The organism is Alcaligenes sp. Marseille-Q7550, from assembly GCF_965112015.1.
The window spans coordinates 115,746-134,168 of sequence record NZ_CBCOPU010000001.1 but is presented as its reverse complement, the minus strand read 5'-3'; the positions used below and the strand labels follow the sequence as shown (position 1 = coordinate 134,168).

The following is an 18,423-nucleotide window of genomic DNA, read 5'->3' as shown; positions in this document are numbered from 1 at the left end:
CTCTCAGGCGTTACAGATCCAGCACCAGACGCGGGGTCTTGGAGCGGGAAATACAGATCTGGATGACTTTGTTGCTGGCTTTTTCCGAGTCGCTCAGGAAATAGTCGCGATGGTCGGGCTCGCCTTCGATCACGTCGCAGGTACAGACACCGCACTCGCCGCGCTTGCAGTCGATCATGGGGTCCAGGCCCTGCTCTTCCATCACGTCCACGATGGTCTTGTCGGCGGGGATCTGCAGGGTCACGCCGCTCTGGCGCAGCTCCACCTCGAAGGGCTGGTCGCCTTCCTGCGCGGCGGCGGTCATGAACAGTTCGAAGTGCACGTGATCGGCGGGCCAGCCGCGCTGCTTGCAGCCCTCGATCACCGCATCGATCATGCCCTTGGGACCGCAGACATAGATGTGCTGGTCCTTGGACAGGCCATCGAGCAAGGCGTCCAGGGAGAAGCGCTGCTCGGTGTCGTCGGCGTAGTGGCGCACGGCCGGGCCGGCAAGCTGCTGCAGCTCGTCCAGGTAGGCCAGTTGCTGCAGGCTGCGGCCGGCGTAATGCAACTGGTAGGGACGGCCCTGGTGATGCAGCGCCGCGGCCATGCTGGCGATCGGGGTGATGCCGCTGCCGCCGGCGATCAGCACCGTCTCGGTCTCGCCGGGTGTGGCGGCATGCAAGGGAAAATCGTTCTTGGGGCCGGACACCGTCAGCGTGTCGCCCACTTTCAGATCGTGCATGTAGCGCGAGCCGCCGGCGCTGTTTTCCTCCAGGCGCACGCCCAGGCGGTAGCGGTCGGGGCACTGGCCGTTGACGCAATGCGGCTCCAGCGAGATCAGCGAGTAGCAGCGGTGATTGTTCAGGGCGGGAATGTGCACCTTCAGGTGCGAGCCCGGCGCGAATGCGGGCAGGGCGCCGGCCTGGGCAGGCTCCAGCGTGAAACTGCGGATCAGCGGGGATGCGTTCTGGATGTCCCGGATGACGAGTTCAAAAGTATCCATCGTGTGCCTACCATTGAGCGTGACAACAACCATTACCCAGCCGGGGCGGCGGGCCTGTGTCATGATGCACCGGTAAGCGGCGGTCCGATGGCGCCGGCCCCTGGGGCTGGCTTTATCCTCGTCTACTGTCTCCGCCAGACCGTGTGCAGGGCATCAGGGCAGGCTGCACGGCTGGATCACTATTCATTATTCTGAATTTTATTTTATTGATGAATAGTTTACGGATCAATATATACGCGCGAATATAATGGAAAACCATTAGGTGAGAATCCGGCATGGGCGGGACAAGGCCCCGCCCATGCCGGATGGCTCGAACGCGGCTTACTGGGCGACCAGGGCGACGACGCGCAGCGGGCTGCCCGAACCGCCTTCGATCTTCAGCGGAGCGGACATGATCAGCGCGCCCTGGGGGGGCAGCTGGTCCAGGTTGCACAGGCACTGCAGGCCGTAGCGGTTGGCGCCGTGCATCAGGGTGTGGCAAGGATAGGCCACGGGCCAGGAGTAGGACTGGCCGGCGTCGGTGTTGATGGTCTCCACGCCGAAGCCGTGCACATTGCGCTCGTGGATCATCCATTCCACGGCGGCCTGCGACGGGCCGGGCGTATGGGCGCCGTCCTCGCGCATGTTCAGGAAGGCGGCGGCGTCATTGACGCGCTTGGACCAGTCGGTGCGAAACAGCACCCAGGCGCCCGCGGGGATGCGGCCATGCTTGGCCTCCCAGGCCTGCAGGAACTCGGGCGTCAGCACGAAATCCTCGTTCTGGGCCACTTCGGCGCTGGCGTCCACCACCACGGCGGGGCGCAGGAAGTTGTCCACGGGAATGGTGTCCACGCTGTTGTTGGGGTGGTCCTTGCCCGTGATCCAGTGCACCGGCGCATCGAAGTGCGTGCCCGTGTGTTCGCCACAGGTGAAGTTGTTCCAGTACCAGCCTGGACCGGCCTCGTCGTACTGGCTGATGCGCTGCACGGAGAAACCGACAGTCTGACCGAACTGCGGCGGCAGCTGCAGGGCGGGGAAACTGGGGGAGAGGGTCTGGGTCAGGTCCACGAAGCGGACCTTCTTGCTGTCCAGCGCCTGGGTCAGGGCGGCCAGTGGGTGCATCTCGGTCATGTCATCTCCTACGTCGATCTTGTTTAATCGTTATCAGTGTCTTTCTGCGCCGCGGCGCAGGGCTCGGGAGCGCCGGCGCAGCGGCCCGGCCCCGAAAGCCGGATGCGGCCCGCCGCTCAGGAGGTCGGCAGGCCGCGGGGTGCTTTCCGCCGCGCCTCTTGCGGCGGAAAACGCGCTCGATGGGCGGCAGTCCGGAACGCCGCCCGTGGTCTTACAGACCCGCGTCCTTGTCCTCCACGGCGGAGAACTCGGCTGGATTCAGGTCTGGCTGGGGCTGGTCGCCTTCGTAGAATCGGGCCGGCGTCATGGCCTTGCGGTTGACGCGCAGATCGAAAATGTCGAAGCGGTTGTAGTGCCCCGTGATGTCGTGCATCTGGCGTGGCTGGATGCAGCGCGACAGGTCGATGTCCGCGTAGGCGATGCCTTCGCGGTCGATCAGGGCCTCGCCGATCACGCGGCCGTCAGGGCCGATGATGCCGGAGAAGGCGCTGTTCGGACGGGCCAGCAGTTCGCGGGCCTGGGGATGAGAGGCCGCCATGGCGTCCACGATCTCCTCGGACACGGTCGAGCAGGCCACCACCGTGAACACCTTGCCCTCGAAGCAGTGGGCGGAGGCGCGCAGGCGGATGGCTTCGGCCATGTCGTAGTCCTTGGGCGCCACGGGCAGCGAGATGTAGCTGGCCACATGCACCAGCTCGCCCTGGGACAGCAGGCTGAAGCGGGCGAGCGTGTTGGTGTTCTCGCCGCAGGCCAGCGCGCCCAGCGGGCCGATGGTGGTGTCGTGCACGCGCAGCGAGGACGCATCGCCGTTGGCCCAGGTCAGCTTCTCGGCCCAGGTGGGCACCAGCTTGCGGTGGCGGCCCAGGATGCGGCCGTCCGAACCGATGGTCACCAGGGTGTTGTAGATGGTGGCCACACCGACCGGACTGCGCTCGTTCACGCCCAGCACCACGTTGACCTTGCGCTGGCGCGCAACCTGCGCAACCTTCTGCACTTCAGGGCCGGGCACTTCGATGGCCGACTTGCACAGGCGCTCGAACCAGGGGCTGCCTTCGACCGGGTTCATCACCCAGCTCCAGTAGGGATAACCGGACACGAACACCTCGGGGAAGGCGATCAGTTCGGCCCCGTTGTCAGCCGCTTCGTGAATCAGGCGGCACACCTTGTCGATGGTCGCATTCGTGTCCAGGAACACGGGAGCCGCCTGGACTGCCGCGGCCTTGAACTGGCGCAATTCCAGCATCACGCTCTCCTTTGCTTAGTTTTGAGGGGTCACGTCCACGATGGGGTGACGCAGCTCGCCGATGCCTTCCACCACGGCATGCACCACGTCGCCCGGCCACATCCATTCCTGAGGATTGCGGCCGGCGCCCACGCCTTCGGGCGTGCCGGTGGCGATGATGTCGCCCGGCTCCAGCGTGATGCCGGCGCTGATGTCGGCGATCAGGTCGTTGACGTTGAACAGCATGTGCTTGGTGTTGGAGCTCTGCTTGGTCACGCCGTTCAGGGTCAGGCTCAGGTTCAGGTTGTGCGGATCGGTCAGCTCGTCGGCGGTCACGATCACGGGACCGAATGGAGCGTAGGTGTCCTGGCCCTTGGAGTAGATCCACTGGCCGGCGCGGCGGCAGTCACGGGCGCTGACGTCGATCATCACGGAGTAGCCGAAGACGTACTTCAGGGCGTCTTCCTTGGCCACGCGCTGGGCGCGGGTGCCCATGATCACGGCCAGTTCCACTTCCCAGTCCATCTGCTGCGTGATGTTCTTGTTGTGCTCGATGGCGTCGCCGGGGCCGATGACGGTGGTGGGCGGCTTGGAGAAGATCACGGGCTGCTTGGGCAGCTCCTTGGAGGTGTCCAGGGTGCGGCTGGATTCGGCCACGTGCTCGACGTAGTTCAGGCCGATGCCGAAGATGTTCTTGCGTGGACGCGGAATGGGCGCCAGCAGCTTGACGTTGGCCAGGGGCAGCGCCACGCCGAAAGGCATGTCGTCGGCGTAGGTTTCCAGCAGGCGGGCCGTGGACTTCACGGCGGCGGGGCCCAGGTCGATGAAATCGAGCATGTTGTCGGGCAGCATGTGGCCGGTGGCATCGCCCAGGTAGCCCAGGTCCACCACCAGATCGCCAACGATGGCGCCCAGGCGGCCGGCTGCAGCAACTTCACTACGGTACGTTACAAGACGCATTTCTATCTCCAGATTGGGCCATCTTTGAAGATGGCTTGAATAAACGGTGGCGGGTCCGCCGCAACGGGCCCGCCGAACAAGCTTGAGCGATCAACCTTCCAGGATGGGCTGGTATCCGCCGTTCTCGGCCAGGGCCTGTTCGCGATACAGGTTCAGGGCGCGCATCACGGGCAGGTCATGGAAGGAGAACAGGCAGGCGTCGTCCGAGGACGAGCCGTTGACGTGTTCGTGGAACATCCAGGACGGCACGCAGAAGATGTCGCGCTCGCGCCAGTCGTAGCGCTTGCCGTTGATGATGGAATAACCCTCGCCCTTGGCGCATTGGTAAATGATGCTGCCGGTGTGGCGGTGGGCCTTGGTGTGCTCGCCGGGGCGCAGCATCTGCATGCTGGCGCCGATGGTGGACATCACCGGGCCGCCGGTCAGCGGATTGATGTAGTCCATGATGACGCCGTCGAACGGGCTGCCGTCGGTGACCTTGGCGTAAGCCGACAAGGCCTCGTAGGTGGGCTCCCACTCGTACTTGAGCAGCGGCGAATACGGCTTTTGCCAGTCGTGCAGCGTGGGCTTGAGGCCGCGGCCGCCCCAGATGCCCACGGCGTCGTTGACCGGGTGGGTCACGGCCTGGGACAGGTCGGGGTGGACCACGTAGAAGCCGGCTTCCAGCGCGTTGACCAGGGGGATGTCCAGGCCGTCCTGCCAGATGCAGGGCGTGCCGTCGGCCTCGACGCCGTGCTCGTGCCAGCAGCCGTTGGGCGTCAGCACGAAGTCGTTGGCGCCCAACGTCATCTTGTGGCCGTCCACGATGGTGTAGGCGCCGCGCCCTTCCATGATGAAGCGCAGGGCCGAGGAGGAATGGGCATGGGCCGAGGCGGCCTCGCCCGGGTTCATGACCTGCAGGCCCGAGTACAGCCAGCCCACGGCGGCCGAGACGTCCTGGCGGCCGGGGTTGTTCAGGTAGATCACGCGGCGGCCGGCTTTTTCAGGGGTGACCAGGTCCACCGAGCGCAGCACGTAGTCGCGCAGGTCGCGGTAGCGCCAGACCACGGGCACGGAATCGGACTTGGGCTCCCAGGGCTCGATCTTGTTGGCCACGGTCCACAGGGCGCCGGCCTCGAACCGGGTCAGGTCCTGGTAGTACTTCACCAGCTCGGGCGTGTCCTCGACATCAGCACGGCCAAGCACGCTTTCGCGATAGGTGTCAAAACGTTCTTCCGACATGTTGCTGTCTCCTTCTGTTCTTAATGGATGGCGGGGCCTTCCTGAGCGGCCGAGGCGCGCTTGGTCTGGCGGTGCAGCCAGTCCTTGCCCAGTTCGTACTGCACGGGCCACTGCACCCCTTCGTAGCCCACCAGGGCGGCTTCGCGCTGCGGCCAGTTGGGCTCGGCCATGAAGCCGCGCGACAGGGCGCACAGGTCGGCGCGGCCGGCCGCGATGATGCTGTTGGCGTGATCCGCTTCCATGATAGAGCCGACAGCCATGGTGGCGATACCCGCTTCGTTGCGGATGCGGTCCGCGAACGGCGTCTGGTACATGCGGCCGTAGACGGGCTTCTGCTCGGGCACGACCTCGCCGGAGGACACGTCGATCAGGTCGGCGCCGGCCTGCTTGAACAGGCGGGCGATCTGCACGCCGTCATCGGCCGTGATGCCGCCCTCGGCCCAGTCGGTGGCGGAAATGCGCACCAGCACGGGCTTGCCCTGCGGCCAGACGGCGCGCACGGCCTGGAACACTTCCAGCGGGTAGGCCATGCGGTTTTCCAGGCTGCCGCCGAATTCGTCGCTGCGCTGATTGGTCAGCGGCGAGATGAAGCTGGACAGCAGGTAGCCGTGGCCGGCCTGCAATTCGATGCAGTCGAAGCCGGCCTGGTCGGCGCGGCGGGCGGCCGCCACGAAGGCGTCGCGGATCTCGTCCATCTGGGCGCGGGTGATTTCGGCGGGCACGGCGGACACGCCGGGCTGGTAGGCCAGCGCGGACGCCGACACCAGCGGCCAGTTGCCCTGGGCCAGCGGCTGGTTGGGCTTGTCCCAGCCCAGCTGCGTGGAGCCGCGGCGACCGGCATGGCCCAGCTGCACGCCGATCTTGGCGCCTTGCTCGTGGGCGAACCGCACCACGGGCGCCCAGGCGGCGGCCTGCTCGTCATTCCAGAGGCCCGTGCAGCCGGGAGTCACGCGACCCTCGGGCGTCACGGCGGTCATCTCCGCCATGATCAGGCCTGCGCCGCCCATGGCGCGGCTGCCGTAGTGAACCTGGTGGGTGGCGCCGGGCATGCCGTCCACGGCGCTGTACAGCAGCGTGGGCGAGAGCACGATGCGGTTCTTGAGCTGCATGTCGCGCAGCTTGAAGGGGGTGAACATGGGCGGCGGGGCTTTTTCGCCCTCGGCCAGCTTCAGGCCCGATTCCGCAGCCAGCCAGCGCTCGTACTGTTCGATCCAGGCCGCGTCGCGCAGGCGCAGGTTCTCGTGCGAGATGCGCTGCGAGCGGGTCAGCATGGAATAGGTGAACTGCTCGGGCTTCATGTTGGCGTAGCGGGCCACGTTCTCGAACCATTCGGTCGAGTTGCGCGCGGCATTCTGGATGCGCAGCACGTCCACGCTGCGGGCGGCCTCGTAGTCCTTCAGGGCCTCTTCCAGCGATTCGCGGTTCATGTGCTGGGCCAGGCTGATCGCGTCTTCCAGCGCCAGCTTGGTGCCCGAGCCGATGGAGAAGTGGGCCGTGTGGGCGGCGTCGCCCATCAGCACCACGGGGATCTTCTTGCCCGTGCCGTAATCCTGCCAATGCACCCACTTGTTGCAGATGACGCGCGGGAAGCGGATCCAGATGGCCGAGCCGCGCAGATGGGTGGCGTTGCTGATCAGCTTGTTGCCGTCCAGGTAGGGGGCGAACAGCTTTTCGCAATAGGCGATGGCGTCTTCCTGCGACATCTCGCCGATGCCGGCCTTCTGCCAGGTTTCCTCGGGCGTTTCCACGATGAAGGTGGACAGGCCGTCCTGGAAGCGGTAGGCGTGCGCCTGGAACCAACCGTGCTCGGTCTCGACGAAGATGAAATTGAAGGCGTCGAACACTTTTTCCGTGCCCAGCCACACGAAGCGGCAGTTGCGCGTGTCGATATCGGGCTGGTAGACGTCCTGGTAGCGGGTGCGGATGGCGCTGTTGATGCCGTCCGAGGCGATCAGCAGGTCGTCATTGTATTTGCGGGCCAGTTCAGCCTCGTCGGACACATTGGTCTCGAACACCAGGTGCACGCCCACTTCTTCGCAGCGCGCCTGCAGGATGTTGAGCAGTTTCTTGCGGCCGATGCCGATGAAGCCGTGGCCGCTGGAGCGCACGGCGCTGCCCTTGTAATGGGTCTCGATGTCGTCCCAGTGGTTGAACGCATCACCGATGGTCTGCGCGGACACGGGGTCGGCCTCGCGCAGATTCTCCATGGTGGCGTCCGAGAACACCACGCCCCATCCGAAGGTGTCGTACGGTCGGTTGCGCTCCACCACGTAGACCTCGTTCCGAGGGTTCTGCAGCTTCATCAGCAGACCAAAATACAACCCGGCCGGGCCTCCGCCAATACATACGATATTCATGATATGTCCGTATGGTCTAAATACCGCTCATGTGCCTGAGCATAGTATATTTATTAATAAATATTATACAAGTCAACTATTCAGGTCAAAAAAAACAGGATAGTCGGACCCGCACAATACTTGCCGCTTCATCAAAAAGAACGTCAGACGCTGGCCTGCTCCTGCGCCGGAATCACGTATTCCTGCATGGGCGCGCGCAGGAAGTCGGGAATCGGGATGCCCAGGTGGGTTTCCAGCGAGGTCGTCACCACGGTCTGGCGCACCTGCATGCGCAGCACGCCGTCCTTGCCGGTGCAGCGCAGGCGCAGCGTCAGCGAGCTGTTGCCGATGCGCTCGATACCCAGGCTCATCACCACATCATCGCCCATACGGCTGATGGCTTTGAAATCGGCCTCCAGATGCACCGAGGGCATGCCCACGCGCTTGCTGGCGATCATGTTGTGAAAACCCTCGGGGACCATGGAATCGATCCATGCTTCCAGCAGGTCGTTGAACAGCACAAAATACTGCGGGTAGAAAACGATGCCCGCCGGATCGCATTCCGAAAAACGGATGCGATGTTCTTGTTCGTACAGCTTGAAACCCATGTTGTAGACACCTTGTTAGCAAGGGTTTTATTTGCGCCTTGCGGGGCGCTCCCAGCGTCCTGCCAGGCCCTGGAGCCGGGCGGGACGCATCCTGTGGCTAGCCGGCCGCGCTTTGCAGGTGGACGCGCAGCAGGCCCAGATGCTGGTGGATCTGCACGACCTGATCCGTGCCCAGGCCTTCGAACATCTCCGCGATCCAGTCGCTGTGCGCCTTGGCCATGGCCTCGAAACTGCTTTTGCCCTTGGGCGTGAGGCGCAGCACCCAGGCGCGTCTGTCGGTCGGACTGCTCTCGCGCGAGACCATGCCTTCGCGGGCCAGCTCGTCGGTCAGTCCGGTGATATTGCCGCCGGTCACCATCAGGTAGCGGGACAGCTCACCCATCTTCAACCCTTGCGGGTAGCGGTAGAGCTGGGCCATGTAGTCGAAACGGGCCAGCGAAATATCAAAATTCTGGCGCAGGCGACGACGGATCTCGTCCTCGATCTGCTTGGTACATGTGAGCATGCGCAACCACAATTTCAGGCTGGCGGGGTCCTTGGGGCCCAGCCGGCCTTCGTAGCCCGCCTCGGCCGGCTCCGGCTTGAATTGGAGTGCTGCTTCACTCTGGTTCATGTGTTATTTCCCCCAAACTTCGGCTATTTCAGGTTGACCGGCAGCTTGCATCTTCTTGCTCGAATACCTGCCGGATGGAGCGGTGCCGCGCCCGCAAAGGCCCGCACGCCGCACTGTACACCTTAATTTAGATTCTACTATGAATATTTTAGAAATAAAGTATTTAAGAGGGAAAAATCACTGGTTCCAGGGTTTTCACCGAGGCCGCCGGCGGGCGGCCCCGGCACGGCTCAGACCAGCGAGTTCTGGCGCAGCGCCGCCTCCAGCTTCTTGCCATGCTCATCGGCCAGCGCGGCCTCGCGCAGCGCGCCCAGCAGGGCCGGCGACATGGTGGTCTCGTTGCGCGCCAGCGCATCCATCACGGTCTGGTAGTTGCGCAGGCCGCGGGCGTGCGTATCGCCGTAGCCCTTGACCAGGCGCTGGCACTGCGCGATCTCCAGGGCCAGCGCGGGGTGCGCGTCGGCCGCATCCTGGATGCGCTTGAGCCAGGCCTCGATGCGCTGCTGCTCGGCCTGGTAGCGCAGGGTGCGGCGACGCCAGCGCTTGAAGCCCGAGAGCAGGTACAGAGGAATGAAACCGCGCACCGAGCTGGTCTGGATGACGCGGCCGGACTTGGTCTGCGTCTTGAGCAGCTTGTTGCCCCAGGTCGGGCGCATCAGCCAGCGGCCCAGGCCTGCGAAAGGCAGGATCTCGCTGATCTCCTCGACGCGCGGATGCATGTATTCGTTGATGGCCACGATCTGGCCGTCGGTGGCGCGCACTTCCTTGCGCACGCGGTCAAAACGCGTGGCGCGGGTCTTGAGCTCGGCCACGCGGATGGCGTCCTCGTAGGACATCCACAAAGCCAGGTAGCGGCCGGTCTCGCGGATCAGGGCCACGTCGTCGGGACGGGCGTACTGGCGGATCTGCTTGAGCCGGTCCAGGTACAGGTTGGCGTAGGCCACATCCTGGTAGTCCAGCACGCGGCGCACGCCTTCCACCACGATCTGCTGGGCGCCTTCGGGGATCTCGGCGCGCACGCGCTCGACCAGCCTGGCCACGGCGGGATCGCGCGGCTTCAACTGCGACACCGGCACGGCGGGCGCGGCCTGATCATCCTTGCCGGCGTCGCCTTCGGCCACGCGGGCATAGGCGGCCGAGAAGGCCTTCAGGCTGGGCTTGACGCCCACGCCGCCGCGCTCGATGGTCTGCTCGAACTGCGAACGGCTGAACGGCAGCACGCCGGTGGAGGCCAGGGCGCCGAACATCACGGCGCTGATCACGCTGCCGGAATCCTCGGCGGCCTTTTCCATGTTGAAGTGCACGAAGCGCTTGGCCGCCTGCGTGGCATGGGCAATCAGGGCGTCGTTGTCCACACGGCCGTCGCCCATGGCCGATTTCTCGGCAATGGAGTAGACGCGGTGCGTGGAGGCGATCAGGGTGGTGCGGTCATTGGTCACCAGGCCGCGCTGCACGGCGCGGCCGGCTTCCATCAGCTCGGAGGCCAGCACCACGTCCACGTCGCCGGGCATGGGCATCAGGGCCAGCACCGGCGTCTTGCCGGCGGGCGCGGCCTCGCGGGGGAACAGCTCCACGTAATAGGTCGTGGCGCCGGTGCGCTGGGCCACGCCGGGCACCGAGGTGGTCTGCGCGAAATAGCCGTTGTGCTCGCCCAGGTTCACGATCCAGTCGGCCAGCACGCCGCCGCCTTCGCCGCCCATGGCGAGAATGGCAATCTTGATTGGTTTCATCTGCATGATAGAACTCACTTCGGGTGATCAGAATGCCAGGCGCTCGCGGCGGGCAGCGTCGCGACGCTGCAGCCAGCCGATGAAGCCGCGGCGGGTCTTTTCACGGAACTTGTCCCAGCTGGTGGGGTTGCTGACAACCTGGGCGCGGTAGAAGGACGGGCACAAGATGGCGGCGTGCGAAACCTCGCCGCACAGGCCGCAGCCCACGCAGCTGTTCATCACATTGGCCACCGGATCGGTGCGCAGGGTGTCCGGATTGGGCCGGATGGACAGCGAGGGGCAGCCCGACAGGCGGATGCAGGAATGATCGCCCGTGCAGGTGTCCGGATCCACGCCGAAGCGCTCGCGCACCACGCGCTCGCCCGCGGCCACGGCCTTGCGGACCTGGCCTTTCTCGCGGCGCTGGCGGTTCAGCATGCACTCGCTTTGCGCCACCAGCACCTTGGGACCCTTTTCCTTGGTCGTCAGCGCTTCGCGCAGGGTGGCCGTCATGGTCTTCAGGTCGTAGGTGCGGCGGATGGTGCGCAGCCATTCCACGCCCACGCCGCGCGCGGCCTTCTCGATCAGGTGGCCGGTGCTGCGCGTCTGGTTCTTGGCCTTGGAGGACAGAATGTCCTGGCCGCCCGTGGCCGCCGTGTAGCTGTTGTCGATGACGATGGTCAGGTTGTCGCTGCGGTTGAACACGGCATTGGCGATGCCGCTGGTCAGGCCGTTGTGCCAGAAGCCGCCGTCGCCCATCACCGAGATGGCGCGCTTGTCGGATTCGGCGTTCAGCGCGGCCGAACCGGCGCCGCCCAGGCCGTAGCCCATGGTGGTGTTGCCCAGGTTGAAGGGCGGCAGGATGGAAAACAGGTGGCAGCCGATGTCGGCGGACACGTGGTGCTCGCCCAACTCGCGCTCGACCAGTTTCAGGGCGGTGAAGATGGGGCGCTCGGGGCAGCCGGTGCAGAATCCGGGCGGGCGCGCATGCACGTTCTCGTCCAGGCTGCTCATGGGCTTGACCTCGGCGGCCAGCACTTCGGTCTGCGCCTTGGGACGCTCGGCGGTCTCCACCTTCATGGGAATGACGCGCGGCTTGGGCGCGGGCAGCGGCTCGATGCGGCCGTATTTTTCCATGAAGGCGCGCATGCCCTTGAGCATGGTGGCCGTGTTGTATTCGCCGGCCAGGGGCAGCAGGTCCTTGCCGTGTAGGACCACCTTGCATTCGTGGCGGCGCACGATGTCGGAGATGTTCTGCTCGACGAAGTTGGGCTGGCCTTCCTCCAGCACCAGCACGGCGCGCTTGCCCTGGCAGAAACGCACTATTTCCGATTCGATCAGCGGATAGGCCACGTTCATGACGTACATGGGAACCTTGGACTCGCCGAACACATCGGCCAGGCCCAGGTGCTCCAGGGCGCGGATGGCGGTGTTGTAGCCGCCGCCCTGCACGATCAGGCCCACGTCGTCGGTCCCGTCGGCAAAGAATTCGTTCAGCTGGCGCTCTTCGATGAACTTGACGGCGTTGGGCCAGCGCTGCTCGATCTTTTCTTTTTCATGCAGGAAGCTGGCCGGCGGCAGCACGATGCGATTGATGTCGCGCGTGGGCTGCTCCATGGCTTCCTTGATGGTGAACTTGGCGCGGCGGTTGTCCGAGGCCACGAACTGGCCGTGCACGTGGCAGGCGCGGATGCGCAGCTGCAGCATCACGGGCGTGTTGGACGCCTCGGACAGGTCGAAGCCGTCTTTGACGGCCTGCACGATACAGGGCAGGTTGGGGCGCGGATCCAGCAGCCACATCTGCGACTTCATGGCAAAAGCGTGGCTGCGCTCCTGCATGATGGAAGAGCCTTCGCCGTAGTCCTCGCCCACGATGATCAGCGCGCCGCCCTTGACCCCGCCCGAGGCCAGGTTGGCCAGCGCGTCGGAGGCCACGTTGGTGCCCACGGTGGCCTTGAAGGTGATGGCGCCGCGCAGCGGATAGTTCACGGACGCGGCCAGGGTCGCGGCCGCGGTGGCCTCGCTGGCGCTGTTTTCAAAACGGATGCCGTTTTCCTTCAGGATGTCCTGGGCGTCGGCCAGCACGTCCATCAGGTGGGAGATGGGCGCGCCCTGGTAGCCGGCCACGTAGGACACGCCGGATTCCAGCAGCGCCTTGGTGACGGCCAGGATGCCCTCGCCGCTGAATACGTCCCCATCACCCAAGCGCAGTTTCTTGACTTCTTCGACAAAAGATCGCTCAGCCATTTTCTTTCCTCAGTAACCGCTTATTTTGAACATGGTATTTATTTTCATCGGAATATGTTTATATCTCAACATATCCATCCTCATGGTTTTCCCTAGTAAGGTGTTTCCATGCATTTGCGACACGCGCGGGTCCGGGTTCGGTATAGTGAGCGCTGCCGCCCCGGGCGGCGCTTCATAGCCTGCAACGATAACAACGCATCATGAGTCCCACCGAACACGATACGGTCTTCGTCGAGAACTACCTGCCCGCCCTGCTGGCGCAGGCAAGCCAGCTCATTTCCGCCGAATTCCACCAGGTCGTCCTGAGCAACGGCCTGTCCATCTCCGAATGGCGCGTGCTCTCCACGCTGTCGGGCGCCGGCGAGGTCAGCATCGGCCACCTGGCGCGCATCGCCACCACCAAGCAGCCCACCGTCACCCGCCTGCTGGACCGGCTGGAAAAACAGGGCCTGCTGCGCCGCGTGGCGCACGACGTGGACCGCCGCATCACGCTGGTGCGCATCACCGACGAGGGCCAGACCCTGATCTCGGGCCTGATCGCCAAGGCCCGCCTGCACGAGGACGAAGTGGTCAAGCGCCTGCAGCCCCTGGACGTGGACGCCCTGAAATCCACCCTGCGCCGGCTGATCGCCGAGCAGCACGACTACAACGAGCAGTGAAACGCAGCGCGCCCCGGCGCGCCATTCGTTGAAACCCTGCGCGCGCACCCGCGCTGTTTCCTTCACGCTTCCACTACGAAAAACCGCGCCCCGAGGGGCGCGGTTGCGTGACGGCCAGGCCTTGTCGCCTTACTCGGGCTGTATGCCCAGGGTGGGGATCAGCTCGGAATAGACCTTGGAGTCGTTCTGCACCCGCTCCAGCGTCTGGGCCGGCGTGGTGTAGAACTGGGCCAGGCCGCGGCTCTTGAAGGCCGCCTGCATCTCGGGGGTGCGCAGGGCGGCGTCCACTTTCTCCTGGATCTCCTTGACGGTCTCGTCGGGCGTGGCGCCGGGCGCGAACAGGGCGAACGTGGTGGTGGGAATGCTGTTGGCATGGCCGCCGGCTTCCTGCACGGTGGGCACGTCAGGCAGCAGTTCGGTGCGCTTGTCCGCGCCCACGGCCAGCACGCGGATCTTGCCGCCGTTCACGTGCTGGGAGGCCAGGATGCCGCCCACCAGCATGGCGTCGGTCTCGCCGCCCAGAATGGCGTTGGTGGCCGGGGCCATGCCCTTGTAGGGCACGTAGGTGAAGTTCAGGCCTTCCTCGCGCGCCAGCAGGCCCATGCCCAGGTGGGTGACGTGGCCGCGCCCGCCGGTGCCCACGTTGACGTCGCCATTGGCCTTCTTGGCGGCCGCCACGAACTCCTTGTAGTCCTTGGCGGGGAAGTCGTTCCTCACCAGCAGGTACAGGTTCACGCCGGCCACGGTGGTGACGGGCTTGAGGTCCTTTTCCCACTTGTAGGGCAGGTTCTTGTACAGCAGCGGATTGGTGGACACGGCCAGGCTGTCCACCATCAGCAGAGCGGAGCCGTCGCCCTTGGCCTTGGCGATGTTGTCGGTGCCGATGATGGCGTTGGCGCCGGGCCGGTTCTCGATCACGAAGACCTTGCCGGTGGCCTTGTTCAGGTGCACGCCCAGGTCGCGGGCCAGGATGTCGGGCTCGGTCCCGGGAGGATAAGGCACCACGATGCGCACCTGTTCGGTCGTGGGCCAGGCGGCCTGCGCCATCATGGGGGCCAGGGCACCCACGCCTGCCAGCAGCAGGGCCAGTGTCGTGTTCTTGAGCTGCTTCATTATCTCCACTCCTTGTGTTTTTATGGATATGCCGCGCCTGCGCGGCCTTGCAAAGCCTTTACCACCGGCCAATCAGAATATTCATCATGCGCTCGTGCGCATTGGTGCGGTCTTCCACGTCCGGCCAGCTCTCGCTGGCCCGCCCCTTCAGTCCGTCCTTCCAGTCGAACAACGCTTCCTTCATGCGTCGGCGCACGTCCTCGCGGCCCGGGTCGGCGCCCAGGTCATGCAGTTCGTCCGGATCCTGGCGCAGGTCGAACAACTGCGGCCGGTATCCCTGCCAATGGATGTACTTGTAGCCGCCGTCGCGCAGCATCAGGCCGTGGCACTCGTTGACGCCGCGGCCCAGCAGCTGGCGCGCCTCGCGGTAGGCGTAGTCCAGGCTGGCCACCGTGTAGTCGCGCGCCCAGCCGCCGCGCCCATGCAGCAGCGGCAGCAGGGAATGGCCCTCCACGCGGTGCGGGCGGGCCGGCAGGCCCAGGGCGTCCAGGATGGTGGGCGTCACGTCCACGCATTCCACGAACTCGCCGCTGGCCTGGCCGCGGGTGGCATCGGCCTGCGTGCGCGGGTCGACCACGATCAGGGGCACGCGGATGGCGTTCTCGAAAAAGTATTCCTTTTCTCCGAGCCAGTGGTCGCCCTGCAGGTCGCCGTGGTCGGAACTGAAGATGATCAAGGTATCGTCCAGCCGGCCCTGCTGCTCCAGCATGTCCAGCAGCCGGCCGATCTCGTCGTCGATCTGCTTGACCAGGCCCATGTACACCGGCTTGACGGCCCGCCAGACCTCGTCCTTGGCGAAGGACCGGGACTCCTCGTGCTGCTGGTAGGCCGCATGCACGGGATGGGCGTGCTCGCGCTCATGGTCCGCGCGCACCGGCGCCTCGGCGTCCTCGGGACCGAACAGGTCGTTGTAGGGCGCCGGCGCCTTGTAGGGCCAGTGCGGCTTGATGAAAGACAGGTGCAGCACCCAGGGCTCCTCGCCCTTCTCGGTGATGAAATCCATGGCGCGCTGCGTGAAATAGGCCGTCTCGGAATCTTCCGCCCGTACGCGCGCCGCCAGGGGCGCATTGCGCATGTACCAGCCCGAGGCGAAGCGGCCGTCCGCGTCCAGGCTGCCGATGAAGTAGTCCTCCCAGGGGCGGTCGCTGTCATAGCCGCGCGCCTGCAGGTATTGGCGGTAGTCGCTGTCCTTGCCCATCTCGAAGTGGCCGTCGTAGCGCTCGACGGGCGTGAAGCCGCCCTGCCAGAAACGGTCCGCGCCGTCGGCCTGGACCTGGAAGCGGCGCGCGTTGGCGCCCTCCGGATCGGGCACATGATGCGTCTTGCCCAGCAGCCAGCAGCCCAGCCCGGCCTGCGCCAGGTAGTCGCCCAGGTACTGCTCGTCGATGGGATGGGGCACACGGTTCCAGGTGACGCGATGCGAGAGGGGATGGCGGCCGGTGTAGTAGGAGGCGCGCGCCGACGCGTAGAAGAGGGAAGTCACGTAGGCGCGCTAAAAGCGCATGCCCATGCGCGCCAGCCTGTCGATGTGCGGCGTGCGCAGCGGCGTGCGCAGGGCGCCCCCGGCGCATAACAGGACAGGTGATCGGCGCGCAGCTGATCACACATGATGAAAAGCACATTCCTGACGGCCTTGGGCGCCGTGTTCCGTACTGCCTCGTCCATGTCCACCTCGGTGGCGGCCCGGCCATCATGCCGGTCTGCCTGACTGCATTATGATGATTGTCGGATGCTGCCTGCACGCTCTATGGGCATGCTCGATGCGTTCATTATTACCGCAGTCTGAGAATTAATGATTAAGAAGTTTAATATTTAGGTGTAAACCATTAGAGCGATGGGGGTGTTTTCGTTGCGCCACATACGCGGTCCGCTCCGTGGTTAGAATGGTGCAACGCCAACCCCGCTGCCACGAGGGACCATGAACAGCCTCAGACGCATGTTGCAGATTCTCGACCTGTACGGCCCGGGCACGCCCGTGCTGGATGCGGACACCATAGGCCAGCGCCTGCAATATCCGCCCGCCACCATCTACCGCTACCTGAAGGAGCTGTGCGCCTGCGGCCTGCTGATCCGCTCGCCCGGCGGCTATGCGCCGGGTCCGCGCTTCATCGAGATGGACCTCCTCATCCGCGAGTTCGATCCGCGCATCACGCGCGGCCGGCCGCTGCTGCGCTCCCTGGAGGAGCAGACCGGGCCGGACGCGCTGATCGGGCAGCTCTATGGCGACCGCATCCTGAGCACGCACCAGGAAACCGGGCCCGACCGATTCGACCTGATGTTCGGGCGGGGCCGCACCATGGACATGTTCCGCAGCTCCACCGCGCGCATCGTGACCGCGCACCTGCCCCCCCGCCATCTGCGCCGGCTGTACGAAGCCAACCAGCACCTGGACTACGTGCGGCGGCTTGGCGCGCAGTGGCCCGAATTCTCCGCCCATATGCAGGAGCTGCGGCGCACGGGCTACTGCATCTCGCAGGAACAGATCAATCCCGGCATCGCGGGCATATCCGCGCCCATCTTCGACGATTCCCGGCGCATCTTCGGCAGCCTGACCCTGCTGGGCAGCATCGAACGCTTCCATGCCGTCAATCAGGACGCCCTGGCCACCCTGACCCAGCAGGCCGCGCGCGCCGTCAGCCGCGCCTTGCTGTGGGAACAGCGTCAGCCCGACGAGCCATTGACCACGCCGAACGGTATGTGAACCGAGGGCAGGGACTGCGCGGTGGGAATCAGGTGCGTGGTCTGGTCATCGAAGAAGATGTGCGGCTGCAGCACCTCCAGCACGCGCCGCTTCTCGATGCCGCCCAGGAAAAAAGCCTCGTTGACCTCGATCCCCCAGCTGCGCATGGTGTAGATGACGCGTTCGTGAGCCGGCGCATTGCGCGCCGTGACGATGGAGATCTTCAGGCGCGGCGCATAGGCGGCGTCGGCCTGATGGCGCGCCTGCTCCAGGGACTGGATGTGCGCCAGCTTCAGCAGGAAGGCCTGCAGCAGGCCGGGTTTGTGCGGCGTCTGCACCAGACGGGTCTCGTATTCGAAAAAGGCCGGCAGCCCGCCCTGGAGCTGGTAGATGCGTTCGGACTCGTCGTCCGCGATCACCCCGTCGAAGTCGAAGGCCACCCGGATGGGCTGGTCGTCGAACGCATCCTCGAACGCGGTGCTCAACACCCGCCCGGCCGGGTAGCCCTGCTGCACGGCCCGATGCACGTCGTCTTCGTTGGCGGACAGGAACAGACTGATGGACAGGGGCTGGATGTAGCGGCTCGGGTCGCCCCCTTGCAGGAACACCGCGCGGCTGATGCCCAGGCCGTGGTGGCGGATGGAGTTCATGACCCGCAGGCCGGTGTTGGGATCGTTGCGCGAGAGCAGGACCACCTCCACCAGCGGGTCGTCGGGCGAGAGGTCATTGAGGGCCAGCAGGCGCTTGATGAAGGAAAAAGCCACGCCGGGCCGCAGGGGCTGCTGCTCCCGGGCGAGCTGGTGCTCCCGGTACGCCGCTTCGCCCTTTTCCAGAAAGACCTGGTGCGATTCGCTCAGGTCGAACAAGGCACTGGACGCCAGTCCGATCACCAGGCGCTTGTCCAGATCGTAAGCCATTGCCATCCTCCGTCGACGTGCAGCAGACAGCATACCAACGGCG

At 65.2% G+C, this 18,423-nt stretch carries 14 protein-coding genes and 1 pseudogene; 2 read left to right on the top strand and 13 right to left on the bottom strand.

The window, feature by feature from the left end; genetic code table 11:
* Positions 1–10: 10 nt before the first annotated feature.
* The 10 genes from ACWPWO_RS00605 to ACWPWO_RS00560 form a co-directional block, all read right to left on the bottom strand.
* A complete protein-coding gene (locus ACWPWO_RS00605; RefSeq protein WP_454003594.1) occupies positions 11–985 on the bottom strand; it encodes a PDR/VanB family oxidoreductase in 975 nt (324 codons plus the stop codon).
* 321 nt (positions 986–1,306) lie between these two features.
* Positions 1,307–2,095, bottom strand: a complete 789-nt coding sequence (locus ACWPWO_RS00600) for a cyclase family protein (protein ID WP_394063088.1) — start codon at positions 2,093–2,095, stop codon at positions 1,307–1,309.
* Between the two features lie 211 nt (positions 2,096–2,306).
* Positions 2,307–3,338, bottom strand: a complete 1,032-nt coding sequence (locus ACWPWO_RS00595) for a carbon-nitrogen hydrolase family protein (RefSeq protein WP_454003591.1) — start codon at positions 3,336–3,338, stop codon at positions 2,307–2,309.
* A gap of 15 nt (positions 3,339–3,353) precedes the next feature.
* On the bottom strand, positions 3,354–4,277 hold the full coding sequence (locus ACWPWO_RS00590; RefSeq protein WP_394063084.1) for a fumarylacetoacetate hydrolase family protein: 924 nt from the start codon (positions 4,275–4,277) through the stop codon (positions 3,354–3,356).
* 90 nt (positions 4,278–4,367) lie between these two features.
* Positions 4,368–5,498, bottom strand: coding sequence for a cupin domain-containing protein (locus ACWPWO_RS00585; protein WP_394063082.1), 1,131 nt, complete (start codon positions 5,496–5,498; stop codon positions 4,368–4,370).
* Positions 5,499–5,518: 20 nt separating this feature from the next.
* A complete protein-coding gene (locus tag ACWPWO_RS00580; protein ID WP_454003588.1) occupies positions 5,519–7,855 on the bottom strand; it encodes a bifunctional salicylyl-CoA 5-hydroxylase/oxidoreductase in 2,337 nt (778 codons plus the stop codon).
* A gap of 143 nt (positions 7,856–7,998) precedes the next feature.
* On the bottom strand, positions 7,999–8,442 hold the full coding sequence (locus tag ACWPWO_RS00575) for an acyl-CoA thioesterase (RefSeq protein ID WP_394063079.1): 444 nt from the start codon (positions 8,440–8,442) through the stop codon (positions 7,999–8,001).
* 97 nt (positions 8,443–8,539) lie between these two features.
* Complete coding sequence (locus ACWPWO_RS00570) at positions 8,540–9,055, bottom strand: MarR family winged helix-turn-helix transcriptional regulator (RefSeq protein WP_394063077.1); 516 nt, start codon at positions 9,053–9,055, stop codon at positions 8,540–8,542.
* 230 nt (positions 9,056–9,285) lie between these two features.
* Positions 9,286–10,791: an indolepyruvate oxidoreductase subunit beta family protein gene (locus tag ACWPWO_RS00565; protein ID WP_454003585.1), complete on the bottom strand. Its 1,506-nt coding sequence runs from the start codon at positions 10,789–10,791 to the stop codon at positions 9,286–9,288.
* A gap of 21 nt (positions 10,792–10,812) precedes the next feature.
* Positions 10,813–13,011, bottom strand: coding sequence for a thiamine pyrophosphate-dependent enzyme (locus ACWPWO_RS00560; protein ID WP_454003583.1), 2,199 nt, complete (start codon positions 13,009–13,011; stop codon positions 10,813–10,815).
* Positions 13,012–13,211: 200 nt separating this feature from the next.
* Between ACWPWO_RS00560 and ACWPWO_RS00555 the strand changes: the two genes are divergently transcribed.
* A complete protein-coding gene (locus ACWPWO_RS00555; protein WP_394063071.1) occupies positions 13,212–13,670 on the top strand; it encodes a MarR family winged helix-turn-helix transcriptional regulator in 459 nt (152 codons plus the stop codon).
* 129 nt (positions 13,671–13,799) lie between these two features.
* Here the strand turns inward: ACWPWO_RS00555 and ACWPWO_RS00550 are convergent, their stop codons facing one another.
* Together ACWPWO_RS00550 and ACWPWO_RS00545 are read right to left on the bottom strand one after the other, a co-directional pair.
* Positions 13,800–14,783, bottom strand: coding sequence for a Bug family tripartite tricarboxylate transporter substrate binding protein (locus ACWPWO_RS00550; protein ID WP_394063069.1), 984 nt, complete (start codon positions 14,781–14,783; stop codon positions 13,800–13,802).
* Between the two features lie 58 nt (positions 14,784–14,841).
* Positions 14,842–16,391: pseudogene (locus ACWPWO_RS00545) on the bottom strand (sulfatase-like hydrolase/transferase).
* Positions 16,392–16,701: 310 nt separating this feature from the next.
* Between ACWPWO_RS00545 and ACWPWO_RS00540 the strand changes: the two are divergent.
* Positions 16,702–17,484 carry an IclR family transcriptional regulator gene (locus ACWPWO_RS00540; protein WP_454003580.1) on the top strand — a complete coding sequence of 261 codons (783 nt, stop codon included), beginning with the start codon at positions 16,702–16,704 and terminating at the stop codon, positions 17,482–17,484.
* On the opposite strand, the gene ACWPWO_RS00535 is transcribed toward ACWPWO_RS00540, so the two are convergent.
* Entirely contained in the window at positions 17,445–18,380 is a 936-nt protein-coding gene (locus tag ACWPWO_RS00535) for a 5'-nucleotidase (RefSeq protein WP_454003578.1), read from the bottom strand. The two genes, ACWPWO_RS00540 and ACWPWO_RS00535, sit on opposite strands and share 40 nt — an antisense overlap.
* Positions 18,381–18,423: the final 43 nt, after the last annotated feature.

Bases quoted from the DNA above. Each gene is read 5' to 3' on its own strand.
- ACWPWO_RS00605 (WP_454003594.1), bottom strand. From the start codon at position 985: ATGGATACTTTTGAACTCGTCATCCGGGACATCCAGAACGCATCCCCG.
- ACWPWO_RS00600 (WP_394063088.1), bottom strand. From the start codon at position 2,095: ATGACCGAGATGCACCCACTGGCCGCCCTGACCCAGGCGCTGGACAGC.
- ACWPWO_RS00595 (WP_454003591.1), bottom strand. From the start codon at position 3,338: ATGCTGGAATTGCGCCAGTTCAAGGCCGCGGCAGTCCAGGCGGCTCCC.
- ACWPWO_RS00590 (WP_394063084.1), bottom strand. From the start codon at position 4,277: ATGCGTCTTGTAACGTACCGTAGTGAAGTTGCTGCAGCCGGCCGCCTG.
- ACWPWO_RS00585 (WP_394063082.1), bottom strand. From the start codon at position 5,498: ATGTCGGAAGAACGTTTTGACACCTATCGCGAAAGCGTGCTTGGCCGT.
- ACWPWO_RS00580 (WP_454003588.1), bottom strand. From the start codon at position 7,855: ATGAATATCGTATGTATTGGCGGAGGCCCGGCCGGGTTGTATTTTGGT.
- ACWPWO_RS00575 (WP_394063079.1), bottom strand. From the start codon at position 8,442: ATGGGTTTCAAGCTGTACGAACAAGAACATCGCATCCGTTTTTCGGAA.
- ACWPWO_RS00570 (WP_394063077.1), bottom strand. From the start codon at position 9,055: ATGAACCAGAGTGAAGCAGCACTCCAATTCAAGCCGGAGCCGGCCGAG.
- ACWPWO_RS00565 (WP_454003585.1), bottom strand. From the start codon at position 10,791: ATGCAGATGAAACCAATCAAGATTGCCATTCTCGCCATGGGCGGCGAA.
- ACWPWO_RS00560 (WP_454003583.1), bottom strand. From the start codon at position 13,011: ATGGCTGAGCGATCTTTTGTCGAAGAAGTCAAGAAACTGCGCTTGGGT.
- ACWPWO_RS00555 (WP_394063071.1), top strand. From the start codon at position 13,212: ATGAGTCCCACCGAACACGATACGGTCTTCGTCGAGAACTACCTGCCC.
- ACWPWO_RS00550 (WP_394063069.1), bottom strand. From the start codon at position 14,783: ATGAAGCAGCTCAAGAACACGACACTGGCCCTGCTGCTGGCAGGCGTG.
- ACWPWO_RS00540 (WP_454003580.1), top strand. From the start codon at position 16,702: ATGAACAGCCTCAGACGCATGTTGCAGATTCTCGACCTGTACGGCCCG.
- ACWPWO_RS00535 (WP_454003578.1), bottom strand. From the start codon at position 18,380: ATGGCTTACGATCTGGACAAGCGCCTGGTGATCGGACTGGCGTCCAGT.